The 16916-nt window shown below is 58.7% G+C and carries 14 protein-coding genes and 2 tRNA genes; 10 read left to right on the forward strand and 6 right to left on the reverse strand.

Annotation, left to right across the window (positions count from 1 at the left end):
• Positions 1 to 90: 90 nt before the first annotated feature.
• Positions 91 to 657, reverse strand: a complete 567-nt coding sequence (gene dcd, locus FHW68_RS10850; protein ID WP_007904652.1) for a dCTP deaminase — start codon at positions 655 to 657, stop codon at positions 91 to 93.
• A gap of 354 nt (positions 658 to 1011) precedes the next feature.
• Here dcd and FHW68_RS10855 point away from each other — a divergent pair, with 354 nt between their 5' ends.
• Positions 1012 to 1221, forward strand: a complete 210-nt coding sequence (locus tag FHW68_RS10855; protein WP_002554837.1) for a cold-shock protein — start codon at positions 1012 to 1014, stop codon at positions 1219 to 1221.
• Positions 1222 to 1401: 180 nt separating this feature from the next.
• On the opposite strand, the gene FHW68_RS10860 is transcribed toward FHW68_RS10855, so the two are convergent.
• A complete protein-coding gene (locus FHW68_RS10860) occupies positions 1402 to 2409 on the reverse strand; it encodes a DUF481 domain-containing protein (protein WP_095632426.1) in 1008 nt (335 codons plus the stop codon).
• Between the two features lie 227 nt (positions 2410 to 2636).
• Here FHW68_RS10860 and FHW68_RS10865 point away from each other — a divergent pair, with 227 nt between their 5' ends.
• The 4 genes from FHW68_RS10865 (at position 2637) to FHW68_RS10880 (ending at position 7361) form a co-directional block, all read left to right on the forward strand.
• Positions 2637 to 2930: an MGMT family protein gene (locus FHW68_RS10865; RefSeq protein ID WP_221217118.1), complete on the forward strand. Its 294-nt coding sequence runs from the start codon at positions 2637 to 2639 to the stop codon at positions 2928 to 2930.
• A 44-nt stretch (positions 2931 to 2974) separates the two neighbouring features.
• Positions 2975 to 4534 (forward strand): AmpG family muropeptide MFS transporter, encoded by a 1560-nt coding sequence (locus FHW68_RS10870; protein WP_095632428.1) that lies wholly within the window; start codon positions 2975 to 2977, stop codon positions 4532 to 4534.
• Positions 4535 to 4674: 140 nt separating this feature from the next.
• Positions 4675 to 6390, forward strand: a complete 1716-nt coding sequence (locus tag FHW68_RS10875; protein ID WP_095632429.1) for a proline--tRNA ligase — start codon at positions 4675 to 4677, stop codon at positions 6388 to 6390.
• Positions 6391 to 6407: 17 nt separating this feature from the next.
• Positions 6408 to 7361 (forward strand): hypothetical protein, encoded by a 954-nt coding sequence (locus FHW68_RS10880; RefSeq protein ID WP_183680373.1) that lies wholly within the window; start codon positions 6408 to 6410, stop codon positions 7359 to 7361.
• Between the two features lie 114 nt (positions 7362 to 7475).
• Here the strand turns inward: FHW68_RS10880 and dinB are convergent, their stop codons facing one another.
• Entirely contained in the window at positions 7476 to 8537 is a 1062-nt protein-coding gene (gene dinB, locus FHW68_RS10885; protein ID WP_183680375.1) for a DNA polymerase IV, read from the reverse strand.
• A gap of 300 nt (positions 8538 to 8837) precedes the next feature.
• Here dinB and FHW68_RS10890 point away from each other — a divergent pair.
• The 4 genes from FHW68_RS10890 to FHW68_RS10905 all read left to right on the forward strand — a co-directional run bounded on the left by FHW68_RS10890 (position 8838) and on the right by FHW68_RS10905 (position 13416).
• Positions 8838 to 8914: transfer RNA gene (locus FHW68_RS10890), tRNA-Met, on the forward strand.
• Between the two features lie 221 nt (positions 8915 to 9135).
• Positions 9136 to 9212 (forward strand) — tRNA-Met (locus FHW68_RS10895).
• 278 nt (positions 9213 to 9490) lie between these two features.
• On the forward strand, positions 9491 to 12121 hold the full coding sequence (gene mprF / locus FHW68_RS10900; RefSeq protein ID WP_183680377.1) for a bifunctional lysylphosphatidylglycerol flippase/synthetase MprF: 2631 nt from the start codon (positions 9491 to 9493) through the stop codon (positions 12119 to 12121).
• Positions 12121 to 13416 carry a virulence factor family protein gene (locus FHW68_RS10905; protein WP_183680379.1) on the forward strand — a complete coding sequence of 432 codons (1296 nt, stop codon included), beginning with the start codon at positions 12121 to 12123 and terminating at the stop codon, positions 13414 to 13416. The genes mprF and FHW68_RS10905 overlap by 1 nt, the downstream gene beginning before the upstream one ends.
• A gap of 204 nt (positions 13417 to 13620) precedes the next feature.
• Here the strand turns inward: FHW68_RS10905 and FHW68_RS10910 are convergent, their stop codons facing one another.
• Complete coding sequence (locus tag FHW68_RS10910; RefSeq protein WP_183680382.1) at positions 13621 to 13908, reverse strand: type II toxin-antitoxin system RelE/ParE family toxin; 288 nt, start codon at positions 13906 to 13908, stop codon at positions 13621 to 13623.
• Positions 13909 to 13919: 11 nt separating this feature from the next.
• Positions 13920 to 14210: a type II toxin-antitoxin system Phd/YefM family antitoxin gene (locus FHW68_RS10915; RefSeq protein ID WP_183680384.1), complete on the reverse strand. Its 291-nt coding sequence runs from the start codon at positions 14208 to 14210 to the stop codon at positions 13920 to 13922.
• Positions 14211 to 14328: 118 nt separating this feature from the next.
• On the opposite strand from FHW68_RS10915, the gene FHW68_RS10920 reads away from it, so the two are divergent.
• Positions 14329 to 14616 carry a DUF3077 domain-containing protein gene (locus FHW68_RS10920; protein WP_260296392.1) on the forward strand — a complete coding sequence of 96 codons (288 nt, stop codon included), beginning with the start codon at positions 14329 to 14331 and terminating at the stop codon, positions 14614 to 14616.
• Positions 14617 to 14854: 238 nt separating this feature from the next.
• On the opposite strand, the gene FHW68_RS10925 is transcribed toward FHW68_RS10920, so the two are convergent.
• A complete protein-coding gene (locus FHW68_RS10925; protein ID WP_095631627.1) occupies positions 14855 to 16756 on the reverse strand; it encodes a potassium transporter Kup in 1902 nt (633 codons plus the stop codon).
• Positions 16757 to 16916: the final 160 nt, after the last annotated feature.

The raw sequence follows: 16916 nt of genomic DNA on the forward strand, positions 1-16916 counted from the left end.
GATGGCCCGATCCGCTTTGCGCGAATCGGCAGTACATTCCATAGAGTGTACGCCCGCCCAGGAATTCCAACGGTTTGTCAGACGGCTGACTCAGGTACGCGGCAAGGTCACGCCACGCTGGCCCTGGTACTTGCCGCCACGGTCCTTGTAGGAGACTTCGCATTCTTCGTCCGACTCAAGGAACAACATCTGCGCCACGCCTTCGTTCGCGTAGATTTTCGCCGGCAGATTGGTGGTGTTGGAGAACTCAAGGGTCACGTGACCTTCCCACTCAGGCTCGAGCGGCGTGACGTTGACGATGATGCCGCAACGCGCGTAAGTGCTTTTACCCAGGCAAATGGTCAATACGTTACGCGGAATGCGGAAGTATTCGACGGTGCTGGCCAGAGCGAAGGAGTTCGGCGGGATGATGCACACGTCGCTATGGATGTCGACGAAGCTGCCAGCATCGAAGTTTTTCGGGTCGACGATTGCCGAATTGATGTTGGTAAACACCTTGAAGTGATTGGTGCAACGCACATCGTAGCCGTAGCTGGACACGCCGTAGGAGATCACACGGCTATCGTCGCTGCCGCGCACCTGGCGCTCGACGAAGGGCTCGATCATGCCGTGCTCTTGCGCCATGCGGCGAATCCACTTGTCCGATTTGATGCTCATGGCGGGTGTCCTGAATAGCGAGGTGGAAAAATTCTGTCCGGCATCTTACCGGGCAGGCGCGCCGGGTTCAAAGTCCGGGAGACAATTCTCGCCAATCGCCCGTGAATCCCGGGTCTTCACCGCCAGTCAATGGACCGCCAGTCATGAAAACAGAGAAACCTTCGCAAGAAACATTGGCACGTTCCGGAAAAAGGGTTAAGGTGGCGCCACTGTGCTGCTTGTGTCACTGAGAATCTCTACACGATATGTTGAATTTCGATCCAACCATCTACAAGAATTTTTCCTGCTCTTTGCACTCAGTCTCGGCCAGGGTTCTTCCTGCGTCGCAGTTATCTTTGTTCAAGGAGTTACACCATGTCTAATCGCCAAACCGGTACCGTTAAGTGGTTCAACGATGAAAAAGGCTTCGGCTTCATCACTCCACAATCCGGTGACGACCTGTTCGTTCACTTCAAAGCTATCCAGTCCGACGGCTTCAAAAGCCTGAAAGAAGGCCAACAGGTTTCTTTCATCGCTACCCGCGGTCAGAAAGGCATGCAAGCTGAAGAAGTTCAAGTTATCTAACTTGTACTTGCTTTAGTAAAAAGCCCCGCCCTCAAAAGCGGGGCTTTTTTGTGCCCGTGTGTTTTTGCATGGCAAAAAAGATCGCAGCCTCGCTTCGCTCGACAGCTCCTACGTTGATAGGTGATCTCCGTAGGAGCTGTCGAGCGAAGCGAGGCTGCGATCTTTTGATCTTTGTGCGTGTTACCAGGTCACGCCAAACCCTGCGGTGTATCGGGTCTTGCTCAGGTCGGCCTCGTCACTACCGCTGATAATGTCTTTCTCGGCCTTCAGGTTCAGCGACGCCCAATCGGTGACTTTGTAGCGCAGGCCGACCTCGGCATCGAGGGCGTAATCCGCCACACCCGACAGCGGTTTGCCAACCTCACCATTGGTGAAGAACTCGACCTTCTTGCCGATCAGGTAGCGATTGTAGTCCCACTTCATCGCCAGGGAGTAGAAGTTTTCCTTGTTGCCGTTGGAATACTCATAGTCCGCGTTGTTCAGCAGCGAGCCCAGGGAGAAGGCGCCTAGCTCGTTATCCCAGAATTGATAACCGGGGCCGGTACCGATGGTGCGCTGACGGGCGAGTTCTTCGATTTTGTCGCGCTTATAGTTCAAACGACCTTGCCAGAACCATTTCTCGGTAAGAAAACGGTCGAGGGCGTACTCACCCCGCCAATTATCCGTGGTGACCACGTCATCCTGGAACTCGCGGTTGTACTCGCCTTCTGCCGTGTGTCGCCACCTGCCATGGCGCGCACTGGTCTTGAAGTCGACGTCATAATCATCCGTGTCTTTTTCGGCACGCTGGTAATCCAGCGCCAAATCGACATGCCCCTTCCATACCAGATCCTCAACCACCGGTTTGGGCTTGAGCATCTGCTGGATACTGGTCAATTCCACGGTTTTGGGGCCATCGCCGTTGGCCAGAGTGACTTTGCCATCCTCTGCCGCGTGCAGCGACCTGGCCTTCTCACCGGTGTAGGCATCCTGCTTGACCAGCAGTTGCTGGTCGCTTTCCAGGGTTTTGACCTGATTCCAGTCGATTGGAACCGCGCCTGCGTACTCGGTCTGAATCAGCAGCTTGCCACCATCGAATACAGTGATTTTGCCGCTCAATTTGTCACCGTTCTTCAACCAGACGGTGTCGGCGAGCAAGGGAGTGGAAGCACCGAAGACAGCGAGGCACAGCAAGGTTCTGGACAACATAAGCGAATCGAAGGCTCAACTTTGCGAAAAAAAGTCGGCATTATCCATAGGAATAAGGCCCTAGCAAGGACTGACCCGACTTTTTCTATTGAGTTCATTTCTCAATAGGCGATCCTGGATTTACTCTACAGACGGTCAATTGCGCATTTTTTCAGGAAGACCGGGACGTGACCGACTCAACCGCTGAAACCGAAAGCGCAGCGCAAATCCGACGCACGGCGCTCTACATGACCCTGGCGCAAGTGCCTGAGGGCAAAGTCGTGAGTTATGGCCAGCTCGCCGAGCTAGCCGGACTGGGTCGTGCTGCCCGCTGGGTTGGGCGAACACTGAGCCAATTGCCCGGCGACACCCAATTACCCTGGCATCGGGTGCTGGGTGCCGGCGGTCGGATCAGCCTGCCTGTGGGCAGCCCTTCGGGGGATGAACAACGGGCCCGATTGCGCATGGAAGGCATAAGTATCCTGAACAATCGTGTTGATATTCAGCGCCATGGGTGGCGCCCGGTAGAGCACAGCGGTTAGAGTGCGCGCTTTGTTTCCGTAATCCTTGAGGCAGACTCCAGCCCATGCCCCGTAAAACCTGGCGCGCCGCGCTCGCCGCCTATGCCAGCCCCTCGACGCTCGTGCTATTGCTGCTTGGTTTCGCCGCCGGCTTGCCTTACATGCTGGTGTTTTCGACGCTTTCAGTCTGGCTGCGCGAGGCCGGTGTTGCCCGCGAAACCATCGGCTATGCAAGCCTGATCGGCCTGGCCTACGCCTTTAAATGGGTCTGGTCGCCGCTGCTCGACCAATGGCGCCTGCCATTTCTTGGCAAGCTTGGCCGACGACGCTCCTGGCTGGTACTGGCCCAGGCACTCGTGATCCTGGGCCTGATCGGCATGGGCTTCTGCGACCCGCAAAAGCACCTGTCCTGGTTGATCGCGATCGCCGTGGTCGTCGCCTTCGCCTCGGCGACGCAAGACATCGCCGTCGACGCTTATCGCCTGGAAATCGCCGACGAAACCCGCCAAGCCGCGTTGGCGGCCAGCTATATGGCCGGCTATCGGGTCGCCGCCCTGCTGGCGACTGCCGGCGCACTGTTCTTCGCTGAAGGCTTCGGCTCCACCGGTTTCAACTATAAGCATGCGGCGTGGACCGGCACCTATGTGCTGTTCGGCGTCTTGATGATCCCGGCACTGCTGACCACCCTGTTCATGCGCGAACCGCCGGTGCCTTTGCGCACTCAGTTGCAGGCCGGGCGCTACAGCTTTGTGCACCAGTTGGCGTCGGTATTCGTGCTGATCGTGCTGCTGGTGTCCGTACCGGCGATGTTCACCCAGCTCTACAACACTGACTTCGCCAGCGTACTGTTCGACGACGTCAGCGTGCTCGACCTGCTGCTCGAAGACCGTGCGTTCCTGCGGGCGATCCTCTATATCACGCTTACCGGCCTGTGCTTGTCGGCCATGGGTCGCCGTGGTTTGGCCCCGGTGCTGACGCCGGTCAATGACTTCATCCTGCGTTACCGCTGGCAAGCCCTGCTGCTGCTCGGGCTGATCGCCACCTATCGGATGTCCGATACGGTCATGGGCGTGATGGCCAACGTGTTCTACATCGACCAAGGGTTCACCAAGGATCAGATTGCCAGCGTCAGCAAAATTTTCGGCCTGATCATGACACTGGTCGGCGCCGGCATGGGCGGCCTGCTGATCGTACGCTTCGGCATCCTGCCTATCCTGTTCATTGGCGGCGTTGCATCGGCCGGTACCAACCTGCTGTTCCTGATGCTCACGGATATGGGCGCCCATCTGCAAATGCTGATCGCCACCATCTCGCTGGACAACTTCAGCTCGGGCCTGGCAACGTCGGCATTTGTCGCTTACCTGTCGAGCCTGACCAACCTCAAGTTCTCCGCCACCCAGTACGCCCTGCTCAGCTCGATCATGCTCTTGCTGCCCCGCCTGATCGGTGGCTACTCAGGGGTCATGGTGGAAAAATTCGGCTATCACAACTTCTTCCTGATCACGGCCCTGCTGGGTGTTCCAACCTTGGTGTTGATCGCCTTGCACTGGTTCCAGGAAAACCGCCGCGCGGGTCCGACGCCGACGCCAGAACCGGTGCAGTCCCCGGTCGCGGAAGAATCGTAGGTATTTAATGCAGGATGCATCGCAGAGGGAGCAGATTTTCTCCCTCTGCGACACAGCCGGCCGCACGCCTGTACGCCAGCAGATCTCGCCCGTACAATGTTCCGTCATTTCTCGTCATCAGCAACCGACAACGGCCAACCATGCGCACCAGTCAATTTTTGCTCGCCACACAGAAAGAAACGCCTTCCGACGCGGTCGTCATCAGCCATCAGCTGATGCTGCGCGCCGGCATGATCCGCAAACTCGCCTCCGGCCTGTACACCTGGCTGCCCATGGGCTTGCGAGTGATGCGCAAGGTTGAAGCCATCGTGCGTGAAGAAATGAACGCCGCCGGCTCTCTCGAAGTGTTGATGCCGAGCACTCAACCGGCTGAGCTGTGGCAGGAATCCGGCCGCTGGGAAGAGTACGGCCCTGAATTGCTGCGTTTCAAGGATCGCCATGGGCGCGACTTCTGTGCCGGCCCGACTCACGAAGAAGTCATCACCGACCTGATGCGTAACGAGTTGAGCAGCTATAAACAGCTGCCGATCAACCTGTATCAGATCCAGACCAAATTCCGTGACGAAATCCGCCCACGCTTCGGTTTGATGCGCGGCCGCGAATTCATCATGAAGGACGCCTATTCGTTCCACGCTGACCAGCCTTCGCTGCAGATCACCTACGACCGCATGCACCAGGCGTACTGCAACGTGTTCACTCGCCTGGGCCTGAAATTCCGCCCGGTCGAAGCCGACAACGGTTCGATCGGTGGTGCCGGCTCCCACGAATTCCATGTGCTGGCCGAGTCCGGTGAAGACGACATCGTCTTCAGCAACGGTTCCGACTATGCGGCGAATATCGAAAAGGCCGAAGCCGTGCCGCGCGAAACCTCTCGCGCCGCGCCAACCGAAGAGCTGCGCCTGGTCGACACGCCGAACGCCAAGACCATTGCGCAACTGGTCGAAGGCTTCAACCTGCCGATCGAAAAGACCATCAAGACCCTGGTGGTGCACGCTGAAGAGAAAGGCAAACTGATTGCCCTGATCATCCGTGGCGATCACGAGCTGAACGAAATCAAGGCCGCTAACCAGCCTGGCGTGGCCAGCCCGCTGGTCATGGCTTCTGAAGCTGAACTGCGCGACGCCATTGGCGCCGGCGCCGGTTCCCTCGGCCCGTTGAACCTGCCACTGCCCATCATCATCGATCGCTCCGTCGAGCTGATGAGCGACTTCGGCATCGGCGCCAACATCGATGACAAGCATTACTTCGGCGTGAACTGGGAACGTGATCTGCCGGTTCCGACCGTCGCCGACCTGCGCAACGTCGTGGCCGGTGATCCGAGCCCTGACGGCAAAGGCACCCTGGAAATCAAGCGCGGCATCGAAGTCGGGCACATCTTCCAGCTGGGCAACAAGTACAGCAAAGCGATGAAGTGCGAAGTGCTGGGCGAGAACGGCAAGCCGGTCACCCTGGAAATGGGTTGCTACGGTATTGGTGTATCCCGCGTGGTGGCAGCCGCCATCGAACAAAGCAACGACGAGAACGGGATTATCTGGAGCGATGCTCTGGCCCCGTTCCAGATTGCCTTGGTACCGCTGCGCTATGAAACCGAACAGGTTCGCGAAGCCACCGACAAGCTCTATGCAGAACTGACTGCCGCCGGCTTCGAAGTGCTGCTGGACGACCGCGACAAGAAAACCAGCCCGGGCATCAAGTTCGCGGATATGGAGCTGATCGGCATTCCACACCGGATCGTGGTCAGTGACCGCGGCCTCGCCGACGGCAATCTGGAATACAAGAGCCGCACAGAGGCCGAGGCGCAAGCGCTGCCGGTCGCTGACGTGCTGTCTTTCCTTCAGGCCCGTATCCGCCGCTGACACCAGATAGAGACGTCATGTTCAAGCGAAACACCTTAGGCCTCGGTGGCGCCGCCCTGTGCGGCGCCCTGCTGGTCAGCGGCTGTGCCAATCAGATGTCACAACGCAACGAGCACGAGGAACGGGTCGAGCGTAAATTGCTCGATCACAGCCTGCAGATCGATGTCGGCGAGCCCAAGGTGCTCGAGCTGCCACAACGTCGGGTGAAAATCCACGAGCAGAAAACTTTCGAAGTCACCGAGTTCGAAGTCACGCGCCACTACGATCGCTATACGCCTTACCAACCCTGGCGGGAGGTTTATGAGATCCCGCTGGGCGCGGTGGCTGTGGTGGCCGGTGTCGGTGCGAACGTGGTCAACGTGTTCGCCCTGGGCAATCTGTCGGACAGCGTGACCAAGGACTGGCTCAGCTATGGTTTCGCCGGGCTCAACCCATTCATGAACGCGCAGTCCCATGGTCGGGCGCAACAGAACCTGGCGGGTATCGACGAAGTCCAGCGCGACAAGCGCACGGAATACTCGAGCCTGCCGTGGAGCGAGCGTCCGGTGCAGGTCAAGGCCGGCAAGAACACCTTCGAACTGACCACCGACCGTAACGGCGTGCTGCGCCTGAACCTGCTGGACAGCCCGTTCGCCGAACATGACCTCAATCACCTGGGCAAGCTGCAGATCAGTGTCGAGGACAATAAGGACGATGTGCACACCGACTCGTCCCTGGCGATCAGCAGCAACTTGCGCGGCAAGCTGCTCGAAGCCCATGGCTTGATTTACGACGACCTCGAAGACGACGAAGTGAGCCAGTGGGTACACCGGGTCAAGCGCTTGTCGGAACTGGGTCTGGAAGAAGAAGCCAGCGAGCTGGAGCAGAGCCTGATCGAACTGACCCGCAACGATCCCGAGTTGCAGACCGAATTCCTCAAGTCATTGACCAAGGATGCCGGGCGACTGGTGGCGGATCCGGGACCGAATTAAAGTCAAAAGCTTCGCGGGCAAGCCTCGCTCCTACAAGGATTACGCAATACCCGTAGGAGCGAGGCTTGCCCACGAAGGCGTCATTGCATACACCACCGCACCAAAACCCTGCCCCTACCGCTCAAACAACTCCATCTGCTCAAACCCGCCCCGTAAATCCTCCAGCCTCACCCCGATCCCCAACAACCGCACCGGTTTCCCGCCACGGTTAAAAGCCTGGGTCAGCAGCAACTGATAACTCCCCAGATCCCGCCCTGCCCCGGCCTGCTCCAACGTAGTCTGGGTAAAGTCATGAAATTTCACTTTGACGAACGGCTTGCCCGGCCGATAACTGCTGTCGATCCTTGCCATGCGGCCGCTCAAGGATTCCAGCAACTCGGGCAATTTATCCAGACAACTCGCCAGATCCGGCAAGTCCGTGTCGTAAGTGTTTTCGACGCTGATCGATTGCCGGCGACTGTCGTTATGCACCAACCGCTCATCGATCCCACGAGCCAGGCTCCAGAGCCGCTCGCCGAAGCTGCCGAACTCACGCACCAGCGCCAACTTGTTCCATTCGCGCAAATGTGAGCAATCGACAATGCCGAGCCTGCCGAGTTTGTCGGCGGTCACTTTGCCAACGCCGTGCAGTTTGCTCACTGGCAAACCACTGACGAAGTCTTCCACCTGATCCGGCGTGATCACGAACAAGCCGTTAGGCTTTTTCCAGTCACTGGCAATCTTGGCGAGAAACTTGTTTGGCGCCACGCCGGCCGACACGGTGATGTGCAATTGATTGGAGACCCTGCGGCGAATGTCTTGGGCGATTCGCGTGGCGCTGCCGCCAAAATGCGCACTGTCCGACACATCGAGGTAAGCCTCATCCAGGGACAGCGGCTCGATCAAGTCGGTGTAATCGCGAAAGATCGTATGAATTTCCTTCGATGCCTCTCGATAGGCCTCCATGCGCGGCTTGACGATGGTCAGGTCTGGACAGAGTTTCAAGGCATGTCCGGAAGACATGGCCGAGCGTACGCCATAAGCCCGCGCTTCATAGTTACAGGTGGCAATCACCCCACGCCGATCTGCCGAGCCGCCCACCGCCAATGGCTTGCCGGCCAGGCGCGGGTCGTCGCGCATCTCGATGGCGGCGTAGAAGCAGTCACAATCGATGTGGATGATTTTTCGCTGTGTCATATAAAAGCAGGGTTCGGCGAAGAAATGAGGTATAGGTGAGTCGTGACCGGCAGTATCGCACTGACACCTGTATATAGCACCAGTACTCTGAATGTTCTTTTTCCTTTGTAGGAAAAGTACCGAAGAAATTTATTTTCTCAATCGAAAGCCCACCACCGATAGAGCCACAAGCCTTGCCCTGCCTGCGTTTCAGACCGATTGGCCGCGCCATTTTTCACCTAAGCACTTGAACAGGAACAGGTTTTACCGAAATTGCAGGTTGACAGCCCTGCGATCCTCTGTAGAATGCCGCCACACAGACGCGGGATGGAGCAGTCTGGTAGCTCGTCGGGCTCATAACCCGAAGGTCGTCGGTTCAAATCCGGCTCCCGCAACCAAATATCAAAAAAGGCTACTCGAAAGAGTGGCCTTTTTTGTGCGCGTCTGTTTTATAGAAAATCAGCGGTGCATGACTGACCGGCACAAAACAAGAAATCGTTCTGATTCCGAAACTTAGGTCACCTGTTCGTCCCTTGGCCGTCGATTTGAACTTATTTGAGCCATACTGGGATTAACGGTTGACACTTCGGCGTTCGCCTGTAGAATGCCGCCACACAGACGCGGGATGGAGCAGTCTGGTAGCTCGTCGGGCTCATAACCCGAAGGTCGTCGGTTCAAATCCGGCTCCCGCAACCAAATATCAAAAAAGGCTACTCGAAAGAGTGGCCTTTTTTGTGTCCGTTGAAAAAATCCTTTCGCAACAATGATCTGTCACTGTGCCGCGAGCCGTTCGGGATCGCCAGACTGTGAGTTCAAAAGCAGAATGAACCACAGGCGCAAGCCTCTACGACTGATGACGCGTCATTACCGGCGCTCGGTGAGAGGCGTTAATATTTGTAATTATTTTTTTCCGCAGGGATTGGTAACTTGGCTGGATACCCCCATCCTGTCGCGCACAATCCAAGAGGTGATTGATGCGCGCCAACTCGTCTGATTCACAAGACACCGTCACAGCGATACAACCGATCAAAGCCGAGCGTTTGCGCTTGCTGGATCGAATCAGCAAATACCGTCAACCCATCGGTCTGGCAATCACATTGCTCTTGTTCGCCATCGCGCTGATTGCCTGTCGTCAGCTGCTGAGCGAACTCGATCTGGACGCGTTGCACGACTCGATTCTGCAAGTGCCGAAACCGGCCTTGCTGGGCGCGCTCGGCGCGACCATTGTCGGTTTCATCATTCTGCTGGGTTACGAATGGTCGGCCAGCCGTTATGCCGGCGTGACGCTGGCCCCGCGAATATTGGCGCTGGGCGGCTTCACCGCATTTGCCATTGGCAATGCCATCGGCCTGTCGCTGCTGTCAGGCGGCTCGGTTCGCTACCGTTTATATGCACGTCATGGTGTGGGGGCTTCGGAAGTCGCGCGCATGACCTTGTTTGCCAGCCTCTCGCTTGGCTGCGCCCTCCCGCCCCTGGCTGCCCTCGCCACCCTCAGCAACCTGCCCGCCGCCTCCGTGGCCCTGGGTTTCTCCGAGACGTTGCTGGGTGCCATTGCAGTGGCCGTGCTGCTGCTCTCAACAGTGCTGGCCATTGGCGTTTATCGCCGCCGCTTGCCGGAACAGCCTTACCCCGACAACCTGCTGGTCAAGGTCGGCCGGCGCACCTTACGCCTGCCGGGTCGCCGCCTGACATTCCTGCAATTGGTCATCACCGCCCTGGACGTGGCCGCTGCCGCGACCGTGCTCTATTTGTTGCTGCCCGAAGCGCCGCCCTTTGGTGCGTTCCTGCTGGTTTATCTATTGGCCTTGGCCGCTGGCGTACTCAGCCATGTACCGGGCGGTGTCGGTGTATTCGAAGCGATTTTTCTCGCGGCCTTCGCCGACAAACTCGGCGCCGCGCCACTGGCCGCCGCCCTGCTGCTCTACCGCCTGATCTACGTGGTGTTGCCGTTGCTGGTGGCATGCGTACTGCTGCTGGTCAACGAAGGCCAACGCCTGTTTCAATCGCGCGCTGCATCGGGCATGGCCGCGCCGATTCTGGCGGTGCTGGTGTTCCTGTCCGGCGTGGTGCTGCTGTTTTCCGGCGTGACGCCGGAGATCGATACCCGTCTTGAACACATCGGCTTTCTGATCCCGCATCGCTTGGTCGACGCCTCGCACTTTGGCGCCAGTCTGGTGGGTGTGCTTTGCCTGCTGCTGGCTCAGGGATTGCGTCGCCGCCTGTCAGCCGCCTGGATGCTGACCACCATTCTGCTGTTGGTCGGCGCCCTGCTCTCTCTGCTTAAAGGCTTCGACTGGGAAGAGGCTTGCCTGATGACCCTGACGGCGAGTTTGCTGGGGGTTTTCCGGCGTTCGTTCTATCGCCCCAGCCGCCTGACCGAAGTGCCGTTTTCGCCGCTGTACCTGGTGGCCAGCCTTTGCGTACTCGGCGCGTCGACCTGGTTGCTGCTGTTCGCCTATCAGGATGTTCCCTACAGCCATCAACTCTGGTGGCAGTTCACCCTCGATGCCGACGCCCCACGTGGCCTGCGCTCGCTGCTCGGCGCCGCGGTGTTGCTGGTCGTGGTGTCCCTGACCTGGCTGCTGCGCACCGCACGCCCGGTGATCCATCTGCCAACGCCCGATGAACTGGACCGCGCCGTAAAGATTCTCATGGCCTCATCCCAACCGGATGGCGGCCTGGCGCTGACCGGTGACAAGGCGCTACTGTTTCACCCCAACGAAGAGGCGTTTCTGATGTACGCTCGCCGTGGTCGCAGCCTGGTGGCCTTGTACGACCCGATCGGCCCGAGCCAGCAACGGGCGGAAATGATCTGGCAGTTCCGCGACCTCTGCGATATCCACCATGCCCGCCCCGTGTTCTATCAAGTCCGCGCGGAGAATTTGCCGTACTACATGGACATCGGCCTGACCGCCATCAAGCTCGGCGAAGAAGCGCGGGTCGATCTGCATCGCTTTGATCTCGAAGCCAAGGGCAAAGAGATGAAAGACCTGCGTTACACCTGGAACCGCGGCACCCGTGACGGCCTGTCGCTGGAGATCCATGAACCGGGGCAAGCGCCGATGGATGAGCTCAAGGTGATTTCCGACGCCTGGCTGACCGGCAAGAACGTGCGCGAGAAAGGTTTCTCGCTGGGGCGTTTCAGTGAGGACTACCTCAAGCACTTCCGTATCGCGGTGATTCGTTTCGAAGGGCGCCCGGTGGCGTTCGCCAACCTGCTTGAGACCTACAGTCATGAACTGGCCAGCCTCGACCTGATGCGCGCACACCCCGACGCGCCCAAGCTGACCATGGAGTTCATGATGGTCGGCCTGATTCAACATTATAAAAATCATGGATACGCGCGCTTCAGCCTGGGCATGGTGCCGTTGTCGGGGTTGCAACCCCGGCGCGGCGCACCACTGACCCAGCGCTTGGGTTCGATGGTATTCCGCCGTGGTGAGCAGCTGTACAACTTCCAAGGTTTGCGCCGCTTCAAAGACAAATTCCAGCCCGACTGGGAACCCCGCTATATGGCCGTGCCCGCCGGACTCGATCCGCTGGTTGCCCTGGCCGACACTGCCGCCCTGATTGCAGGTGGCTTGACTGGATTGGTGAAACGCTGATGATTCAACGCTCCCTGCGGTACGTACTGGCCACACTGGTAGTGCTGGCCCTGATGATCGGTGGCGGTTACTGGTACCTCAAACGCCCCGCACCAGAACCGACCCTTGAACTGCTGGCGCCGGCCGATGGCGCCGCGATGACCCGCGTCATCCCCGGCAACACGCCGCGCGCCCAGGTGCTGGTGGCGGTCAATGAAGACCAGAAGCTCAGCGACAAACAATTGCTGACCCTGAGCCGCAGCGGCTCGGCGCAGATCGTCCAGGTGATCCTGCCCAAGGACTGCATCCTGCAAGGTCGCGCCCTGCAGGCAGGCCTCAGGCAACTCAAAGGCCCGGCAACCCTGGTCAGCGGCATCGGCCCTGGCGCCGTGCTGGCGTGGCGCTGGCTGGCCGAGCAGAAAGACGACAAGGCCCAGGCCATTTCGGTTGACCTGGCCCTGGAAAAACCCGGCTGCACGCACCTGCTACCCAAAACTGCCGCCCATGGCCATTGGCTGGTGGCCTGGAACGACAACCCGGACGACACCAGCGCCGGCTTCGTGCGTGACCAGCCCAATGCCGAAACCAGCATCAGCGACTACGACATCAACCTGCCGCAAGTACTGAACAACGAACTGCGCAAAATTCTCGTCGGTGGCGATAAAGCCGCCGGTGGCCTGCAGATCCCGGTGGTCGAAGTCCCGGCCGGCCAGGCCAGGGACACCGTCACCCTGTTCCTTTCCGGCGACGGCGGCTGGCGCGACCTGGACCGTGATGTAGCCGGCGAAATGGCCAAGATCGGCTACCCGGTGGTCGGCATCGACACCCTGCGCTACTACTGGCAGCACAAAAGCCCGGAACAAAGCGCGCTGGACCTGACCGAACTGATGCAGCACTACCGGCAGAAATGGGGCACCAAGCGCTTCATCCTGACCGGTTACTCGTTCGGCGCCGACGTACTGCCTGCCCTCTACAACCGCCTGCCGGAAGCCGAACAGCAGCGCGTCGACGCAATCATCCTGCTGGCCTTCGCCCGCACCGGCAGCTTCGAAATCGAAGTCGAAGGCTGGCTCGGCAACGCCGGCAAAGAAGCCGCCACCGGCCCTGAAATGGCCAAGCTGCCCGCCGCGAAAGTGGTATGCATTTACGGTGAAGAAGAAGTCGACGAAAGCGGCTGCACCGACAAGACCGCCGTGGGCGAAGCGATGAAACTGCCTGGCGGCCATCACTTCGACGAGAACTACCCGGCGTTGGCCCGGCGTTTGGTGGATGTGATCGAGAAGCGTCAAGCGAAGGAAACGGCGGCTCAGGAGTGAGCTGAGCCGCGCTCACAAAAAAGCCCCCGCTGCCTTATGGTTGCGGGGGCTTTTTTCATTCTCACAGACGCCACTGATCCCTTGTGGGAGCGAGCCTGCTTGCGATGCGGCCGTCACCTTCAACATATGCGTTGGCTGACACTCCCCAATCGCGAGCAGGCTCGCTCCCACAGGGGATAACCTCTAACTTCAAGAGTTTCGTCGTTAGAGACGGCGCTCTGCCGCGTCGTAAACCTCTTCATCACGTCGCGCACCGACGGCGACGATCAAAACCTGGATCGCCTGTCCATCGACTCGATAAACAATCCGCGTGTCACCTGTGCGGAGCCGTCTACAACCTGCAAGACTGGCTCTTAGGGGCTTGCCGCTCTTGTCCGGCTCGCCGTTGATAATCCGCTCTTCGATAACATCAAGAATGCGATTCGCCGCCACAGCTCCCAGCAGATCCAGATCCTTCTGGACCTCCGGATGATAGATAACGCCCCAAACCATCCACAGCTCCTTTAGTCTTTCCTGGCGTACCGCGCCCGCATATCGTCGTGGCTGACGGCCTTGGCCTGATCAAAACCGATCAATCGTTCCCGAGCCGCTGCTTCAACCCGAAGCTCCTCAAGCTCGTCGAGCATTTCCTGATACGCATCGACATTGATAATGACCGCTGCCGGCTGATTGTCTTTGAAAATGACCAGCCGCTCAGTGGCTCGGCTGGAAATCTCTTTTAGCCTCGCGCTGAACCCCCTGACCATTGCCGTCACCGAAATCGCTTGGTCAGCACGCTCCAGTAATGCCGTCATACTCACCTCTCTACTCATTCATGCAAATTTGAACACACAGTTCTACACAGAGTATCGCGTCCAATTAGACATACAGCAAGCTGCAAAAAACTCGAATTTGCCAATCTGCGTTTTTTCCATGCCTACAAAAAATGAGCCGAACGACTGGTGGATTCATTCACCACGTTTAGTCCGCGCCGGCGTCCCCATCGTTGATGCCTTGTCGCAAGCTTCCGACCTGTTGTTCCTCGCCAAATCATTTACCGAGGATGCAGCCTACATAAAAGACACCGACCGCCACGCCTGGGCCGCGCATTACCTGACGGCGATGAGTAAGGCAGTGATTGATGATGTGGTGAAGGTGCTGACCCCGCGACCTGCCCGGACAAAAGCTGAATCTGAAGAAGCGCTGCCTGGAAGCCAGTAAAGATGCCAACACCGCAGATCCTCTGTGGGAGCTGTGGCGAGGGGGCTTGCCCCCGTTTGAGTGCGTAGCACTCACAAAATTTTTGGTACATCAGAGATTCAGGGGCTGCTTCGCAGCCCAACGGGGGCAAGCCCCCTCGCCACAGCCCGCTCCCACAAGGGATCTCCTTGACTCCAAAAAAAATGGACACAAAAAAGCCCCCGCTACCTTCATGGCAACGGGGGCTTTTTCATGTGGCTTACATCTCTACCTGAGTACCCAACTCAATCACCCGATTCAACGGCAAATTGAAGAAGCGCAAATTGCCGTTGGCATTTTTCAACATGAAGGCGAACAGCGTCTCGCGCCAGCGGGCCATGCCTTCGAGTTTGGAGGCGATGACCGTCTCACGACTGAGGAAGTAAGTGGTGCGCATCGGGCTGAAATCCAGGTTATCCAGATGGCACAGTTTCAAGGCTTCTGGCACGTCCGGCTCGTCGGTGAAACCGAAGTGCAGGATCACCCGGAAAAAGCCCTCGCCGTAGGAATCGACTTCGAAACGCCGTTGCGGCGGGACGCGCGGGATGTCTTCGTACACCACCGTCAACAGCACCACTTGCTCGTGCAGCACCTGGTTATGCAGCAGGTTATGCAACAGCGCATGAGGCACGGCATCCGGGCGGGCGGTGAGAAAAATGGCCGTGCCCTGGACCCGATGCGGCGGTTGCACGCGGATGCTGCTGATGAAGATCGGCAGCGGCAGCCCGCCTTCGTCCATTCGCTCCACCAGCAATTGCTTGCCGCGTTTCCAGGTGGTCATCAACACGAATAGTGCGATACCGGCAATCACCGGGAACGCACCGCCCTGGACAATTTTCGGCACGTTGGCGGCGAAGTACAGACCGTCCACCAACAGGAAACCCAGCAACACCGGGACCGCAAGAATCGGTGGCCACTTCCACAACAGCAACATGACCGCCGACACCAGGATAGTGGTCATCAGCATCGTGCCAGTCACCGCCACGCCGTAGGCCGAGGCCAGGGCGCCGGAGGACTCGAAGCCCAGCACCAATAAAATGACACCAATCATCAATGCCCAGTTCACCGCGCCGATATAGATCTGGCCTTGCTCGGCACTGGACGTGTGCTGAATGTGCATACGCGGGATGTAGCCGAGCTGGATCGCCTGACGAGTCAGCGAGAACGCGCCGGAAATGACCGCTTGCGAGGCAATCACCGTGGCCATCGTCGACAATCCCACCAAGGGGATCAACGCCCAGTTTGGCGCCAGCAGATAGAACGGGTTGCGGGCGGCTTCCGGATCACCGAGCAGCAACGCGCCCTGGCCGAAGTAGTTCAGCACCAGAGCCGGCAGCACCAGAATGAACCAGGCCCGGGCGATCGGCTTGCGACCGAAGTGGCCCATGTCGGCGTACAACGCCTCGGCACCGGTCAAGGCCAGCACCACGGCGCCAAGAATCGCGATCCCCATGCCCGGGTGGACCATGAAGAAGCGTACGCCCCACACCGGATTCATCGCCTGCAACACTTCCGGATGCTGGCTGATGCCATACACGCCCAGCGCGCCCAGCACCACAAACCAGGTGACCATGATCGGCCCGAACAGAATGCCGATCCGCGCCGTACCGTGACGCTGAATCAAAAACAGCGCCACCAGCACGATCAACGACAGCGGCACCACCCAATGGTCGATGCCCTCGAATGCCAGCCCAAGGCCTTCAATCGCCGACAGCACGGATATCGCCGGTGTGATCATGCTGTCGCCATAGAACAGCGCCGCACCGATCAGCCCGCAGACCACCAGCAAGGTACGCAACTTCGCATGCCCCGCCGCCGCTCGCCGCGCCAGCGCGGTCAAGGCCATGATCCCGCCCTCGCCCTGGTTGTCGGCACGCAGCACAAACATCATGTATTTGATGGAGACGACCCAGATCAGCGACCAGAAGATCAGCGCCAGAATGCCCAGCACGCCGTCATGGTTGACGGGCACGCCATAGTCACCGGAAAACACTTCTTTGAGGGTATACAGCGGGCTTGTGCCGATATCGCCATAAACCACCCCGACTGCTGCGACCAGCATACCGATCGGCTTCGCCGCCGAATGCTCGCTGGCCGCCACCTGACTACTTGCCTGCCCCATCCAAAAACTCCTACTGCTCAGACTCGGACTTCTTATAAGAAGCACATGCTTTGTGGCGCAGCATGCGCTGTTTTACTTGTTGTTACAGACGTTTTATTGACTACAGAGAATCGCTAAAGCCTAAAGGCGCGAAGCATAGCGCAGCACTCGTCGTATTTCC

It is taken from the genome of Pseudomonas sp. Tn43 (assembly GCF_014192635.1).
Taxonomy (GTDB): Bacteria; Pseudomonadota; Gammaproteobacteria; order Pseudomonadales; family Pseudomonadaceae; genus Aquipseudomonas.

Coding starts and splice junctions, on each gene's coding strand:
- FHW68_RS10905 (WP_183680379.1), top strand. CDS start 12,121: ATGATTCAACGCTCCCTGCGGTACGTACTGGCCACACTGGTAGTGCTG.
- FHW68_RS10870 (WP_095632428.1), top strand. CDS start 2,975: ATGCCCCGTAAAACCTGGCGCGCCGCGCTCGCCGCCTATGCCAGCCCC.
- dinB (WP_183680375.1), bottom strand. CDS start 8,537: ATGACACAGCGAAAAATCATCCACATCGATTGTGACTGCTTCTACGCC.
- FHW68_RS10925 (WP_095631627.1), bottom strand. CDS start 16,756: ATGGGGCAGGCAAGTAGTCAGGTGGCGGCCAGCGAGCATTCGGCGGCG.
- FHW68_RS10880 (WP_183680373.1), top strand. CDS start 6,408: ATGTTCAAGCGAAACACCTTAGGCCTCGGTGGCGCCGCCCTGTGCGGC.
- FHW68_RS10855 (WP_002554837.1), top strand. CDS start 1,012: ATGTCTAATCGCCAAACCGGTACCGTTAAGTGGTTCAACGATGAAAAA.
- dcd (WP_007904652.1), bottom strand. CDS start 657: ATGAGCATCAAATCGGACAAGTGGATTCGCCGCATGGCGCAAGAGCAC.
- FHW68_RS10875 (WP_095632429.1), top strand. CDS start 4,675: ATGCGCACCAGTCAATTTTTGCTCGCCACACAGAAAGAAACGCCTTCC.
- FHW68_RS10910 (WP_183680382.1), bottom strand. CDS start 13,908: ATGGTTTGGGGCGTTATCTATCATCCGGAGGTCCAGAAGGATCTGGAT.
- mprF (WP_183680377.1), top strand. CDS start 9,491: ATGCGCGCCAACTCGTCTGATTCACAAGACACCGTCACAGCGATACAA.
- FHW68_RS10915 (WP_183680384.1), bottom strand. CDS start 14,210: ATGACGGCATTACTGGAGCGTGCTGACCAAGCGATTTCGGTGACGGCA.
- FHW68_RS10860 (WP_095632426.1), bottom strand. CDS start 2,409: ATGTTGTCCAGAACCTTGCTGTGCCTCGCTGTCTTCGGTGCTTCCACT.
- FHW68_RS10920 (WP_260296392.1), top strand. CDS start 14,329: ATGCCTACAAAAAATGAGCCGAACGACTGGTGGATTCATTCACCACGT.
- FHW68_RS10865 (WP_221217118.1), top strand. CDS start 2,637: ATGACCCTGGCGCAAGTGCCTGAGGGCAAAGTCGTGAGTTATGGCCAG.